This is a genomic window from Okeania sp., from assembly GCF_983059655.1.
In genome coordinates this window covers 1-4,115 of sequence record NZ_CEZPJD010000713.1, presented here as the reverse complement: position 1 = coordinate 4,115, position 4,115 = coordinate 1, and the positions used below count along the sequence as shown (strand labels likewise).

The following is a 4,115-nucleotide window of genomic DNA, read 5'->3' as shown; positions in this document are numbered from 1 at the left end:
TTTGAGAATAACGAGTGGTAATCAAACGATTTAATTTTCGTTCTAATGACAGTAGATTTTTTTCTAACCAAGGATTAGATTGCCCAAAGAAAAAATTACGAATTAAAGGTTTAAGAAATGCTTGGTGTCTTCGATGACCAAGGCGGTCGTACCGCTTTTTAAAATATTTATCTTTTAATAGATATTTTTGTTGTTTTTTACCTGTATTTAAATCGCGACCTAAATCCCATTTATCAACAAAATATTCTAAACTAGCTAATTCCCATTCATCACTCCAACGCAGCATAAAAAAGGGAATATCTGAGAATACAAATGGTGGTCCGGGAACGTAAGTTACAACTGCATTTGGTTCACAATAGATTGTTCCTCCTGCTTTTGTTACAGTCAGGCAAAAATCAATATGTTCTCGTGTATTTAATAAGCCTTCATCTATGGAACCAATTTCATCAAATATTGAAGTTTTGACTAACATACAATGAAATTCTGCAAATTCACATTGTTGTCGTTGCAGTTTATCCTGTACATCAGCAACTAAACAATTCACAAAATAATGTTTTTCATGGACTTTGTGTAGGAGTTTATCGCCTTTGGTTTGTAATTCTATTCTGGCTTCTCCACCAGCTAAGTGTATTTTTTGGTGCAAGTTTTTACCGATACAAACTAAAGGACAAATAATAGTAGCTTCTGTTTCTTCGGCACATTCAATTATTTTTTCTAACCAACCTGGAGCCACATTTACGTCATTATCTATAAACACTAAATATTCAGTTTTCACCTCTTTAAAACCAATATTTCTGGCTTGATTGGGAAATAAGTAATGCTCGGTTCTTATTAATTGAAACCCTTTTTCGATAGATTGTGTTTCAATATATTTTTTGATATTTTTAGGAGAACCACCATCTACATAAATCAGAGAAAAAGGATAGTTAGTATTTTCATAGATGCTTTCTAAAGATTGGCGGGTATAACTAAAACGTTCCCTAGGGGAAACAACGATAGTAACTTCTGGTTTTGTCATGGCTATTTATTAACAATAAAATGTGGATAAAGTGTTCAAAAATAATAATTTAGGGATTAATTTCAACTTAACGAAGCTAAAGCAATATCTGTAGACATAGAAGAGTAAACTTGATGTTATTTATCTGTACTGAAGAACTAGCGAATAATACCTGTGGGCAGTTTTAAATTTGGTTTTGGCAAAACTTGCTGATAAACTTTTGCCCAATTTTCTTGTTCCACAGCAGGAGCAAGTTGTTCTAGAACTTTTTTCCTCGCTGCTTTTCCTAATTCCTTGATTAACTCAGGCGATCGCGCTAATTTTCGCAAAGCTACTGCTAACTCTTTGCTTGACCCTGGGTTAACAACTAAACCATCAACACCATCTGTCAAAATTTCGCCAATGGCATCAACATTTGTTCCTACTATAGCTCGACTAGCTAACATTGCTTCTAACAAGGCATTGGGACAACCATCATTGAGAGAAGGAATCATAAAAACATCCATCTGGGGTAAATATGCTATCGCTTCAGCGCGACTAAGTGTCCCAGTTATAACTATGCGATCGGCAATGCCACTATTTTTGATTTCTTCTTCCCAATATTCTTGTTCCCGCGCTACGAAATGACCTACTAATAGTAATGTTAATTCAATATTTTCTGCACTGAGTTGGGCACAAGCATCCAGAAGATATTCTAATCCTTTTTTATCCCGAAATCTGCCTACGGAACCAACAACCATTCCTCGGCAATTTTTTACCAGTTCTGGAGTAGGTAAATTATCAAAGTCTATTGGTTGAATTGAGTTCCAAAAAACGGAAGATTTTGCTTCTAAATTAGACAACAATACTGTTGCACGTTTGAATAGATCTTGACTCACAAAAGTTAGCCAAGATGCTTTTTCTAAAGTCCAGCATAATTGGGCGTGTTGTTGGGGGTCAAAAATATGTTTATGTAGGTCGCTACCACGAATACTGTTAATTACAGGTCGTTGATTTTCTAGAGCTAATAATGTTGTTAAAAAACCTGTTTCTTTAATAAAAAAGGAATGAAATAAATCAAAATTAAATTGTTTATGGAGTAGCTGGAGTTGAAAGTATATTTCACTCCGATAATCCATAATCATTATACCAGGTGTATATTGTTCAGTTGTCCGAACTGCTGCTCTAAGACGATGTACTAAAATTCCATCTTGTTCTATTGTTTTACGTTTAGCTCGTTGGATAGTTTTCTTTCTTTTACTGAAATGAAAAACGGCAACATGAACTTCATAATTCAACTCTAATAACATTCGAGCAATTCGATAGACTGACTCACCTACTCCTCCCACATCGGGGGGAAATTCTAAGGTGGTTAGGCAAACTTTTTGTTTCATAATTTTTATTTAATCCAGAGGAGTTTGAAATAATTAATAATTAATAATTAGGGTTTGCTGATTAACTATCAAAGTATTGATATAGTCATTTAACTTTAGATTGAGACAAAGCTTTCTTGCTATGAGGGAGTTTCAGACGAAAAAACGTCTCATTTTTAATTTAAACTACTATACATAAAGGTTTGAGCATTTTGAGGAACGAAAAAAGTGCGCCTGTTTCAGTTGAAAACGGTCAAAAAGCTAGTATTAAAGGCTCACTATGGCAGAAGAATCAAGAGACAATTCTTACTCCTTCTTCCTCTAAATTTCCATTTCTCCTGACTCCTCCCCCTGCTAAAAGACTTTTTCAGTAAACCCTAATTAATATTTACTAAGTAAGAAGTTTTAAGCTTTAATTATTAATTATATTTAACAGCTATTTAAAAAGCGTTTACTGATGGAATGCTACGAAAACAGATATCTCGTTCTATGCAAATTTTTTTAAGCTGATAGCCGATCGCTATTTAAACAACATATTCTGCTTTCATAAAGCAAGGAAAGAGTTGGTTAGGACAGAGATTGATGATGAACCTGAGATAGAGAAAAGCTTTTACCACTGTTCCCTGTTCCCTGTTCCCTGTTCCCTGCTATACATAATTTTTGTAGATATTCTGCTGTTTTTTCCACACCATTAAAATCCAACTTACTAATAGCTGGCTGACATTGAAGATAATTAACAATTTTGGCAGCAAATTTATCTGGTTCCAAATCTTCAGGGTGAATCATTTTTACAATTTCCATTTGTTCCAATTTCTGCACCCGCATAGTTTGTTCCTGGTCTCCATTTCCAGTAAAAGCCATCATCATTGCTCGGACACCAGTCATTAAAATATTCATTGTTGTGTTGTACCCTGACATACTTATTGATAAATCAGCATTCTCCATATAATTAAGCAAGTTTGGCGTATAACGCTCAATATTAATATTATTTTGACCTGCGGCTAAATCTTGCAGTTTTACCCAAATTTCTTCGGGAATAAAAGGTCCTGTAAACATCTGAATTTGATGAGGTAAAGTCTGTTTTAAAATCGGAGCAGTTTTAACTACACATTCTAGCAATTCATGTCCGAATCTACCCCCACCAACACTAACTAAAATAAATGGCTTTTTATCATTAATTTTAGCCATAGTTTCAACATCAATTTCTGGAACTTTTTGAGCAACATACCCAGTGTAATAGACCTGAGATTTTAAGTCATTGACACGAGAAAAAGTTTCTTCTAGTCGAATAAAATTTGGGTCGCTATGAACTAGCAACATATCAAAATAGTTATTGATTAATTTACACACTTTTTCCTCATGGCGTGCCTGATTTTGCTTTGGTACTACAATATCCCGCAGACTACTTACTACTTTTGTTCCTATTTTATTTGCTTGCTCTATCAGAGGAATTAATTCTGGAGAAAATCTTCTTCTGCCAAAAGGAAATAACTCAATCATTAGGATATCTGGTTGTAGGCGTTCTAAGATTTCAAGTAACTGATTTTTACGAGTTTCTAGCACTTCTTCTACAGTATTAAATTGGTCAGGAATCAAAAGTTTTTCAAATTCTGGATCTGTTTTAATTGGAGGAATATTTACCATTTCTACAGTAGGCGGTACTGGAAAATTTTCGATAACTTCACCACCATTAATAAAACAAATATCAAAATCTTTTTGCAGACCTTTGACAATTTCCATGCTCCGAATTAGATGCCCAATACCTA

The 4,115-nt window shown here is 34.2% G+C and carries 3 protein-coding genes; all 3 read right to left on the bottom strand.

From position 1 onward, the window contains the following. The coding region (locus tag AC3DU7_RS27140; protein WP_488042377.1) for a glycosyltransferase family 2 protein at positions 1-1,018 on the bottom strand (1,018 nt) is incomplete at its 3' end. Between the two features lie 137 nt (positions 1,019-1,155). Next, complete coding sequence (locus AC3DU7_RS27135) at positions 1,156-2,370, bottom strand: glycosyltransferase (protein WP_488042376.1); 1,215 nt, start codon at positions 2,368-2,370, stop codon at positions 1,156-1,158. 546 nt (positions 2,371-2,916) lie between these two features. Then, positions 2,917-4,115 (bottom strand): glycosyltransferase family protein (locus tag AC3DU7_RS27130; protein WP_488042375.1); only part of this gene is annotated, 1,199 nt, incomplete at its 5' end.

Coding starts and splice junctions, on each gene's coding strand:
- AC3DU7_RS27135 (WP_488042376.1), bottom strand. CDS start 2,370: ATGAAACAAAAAGTTTGCCTAACCACCTTAGAATTTCCCCCCGATGTG.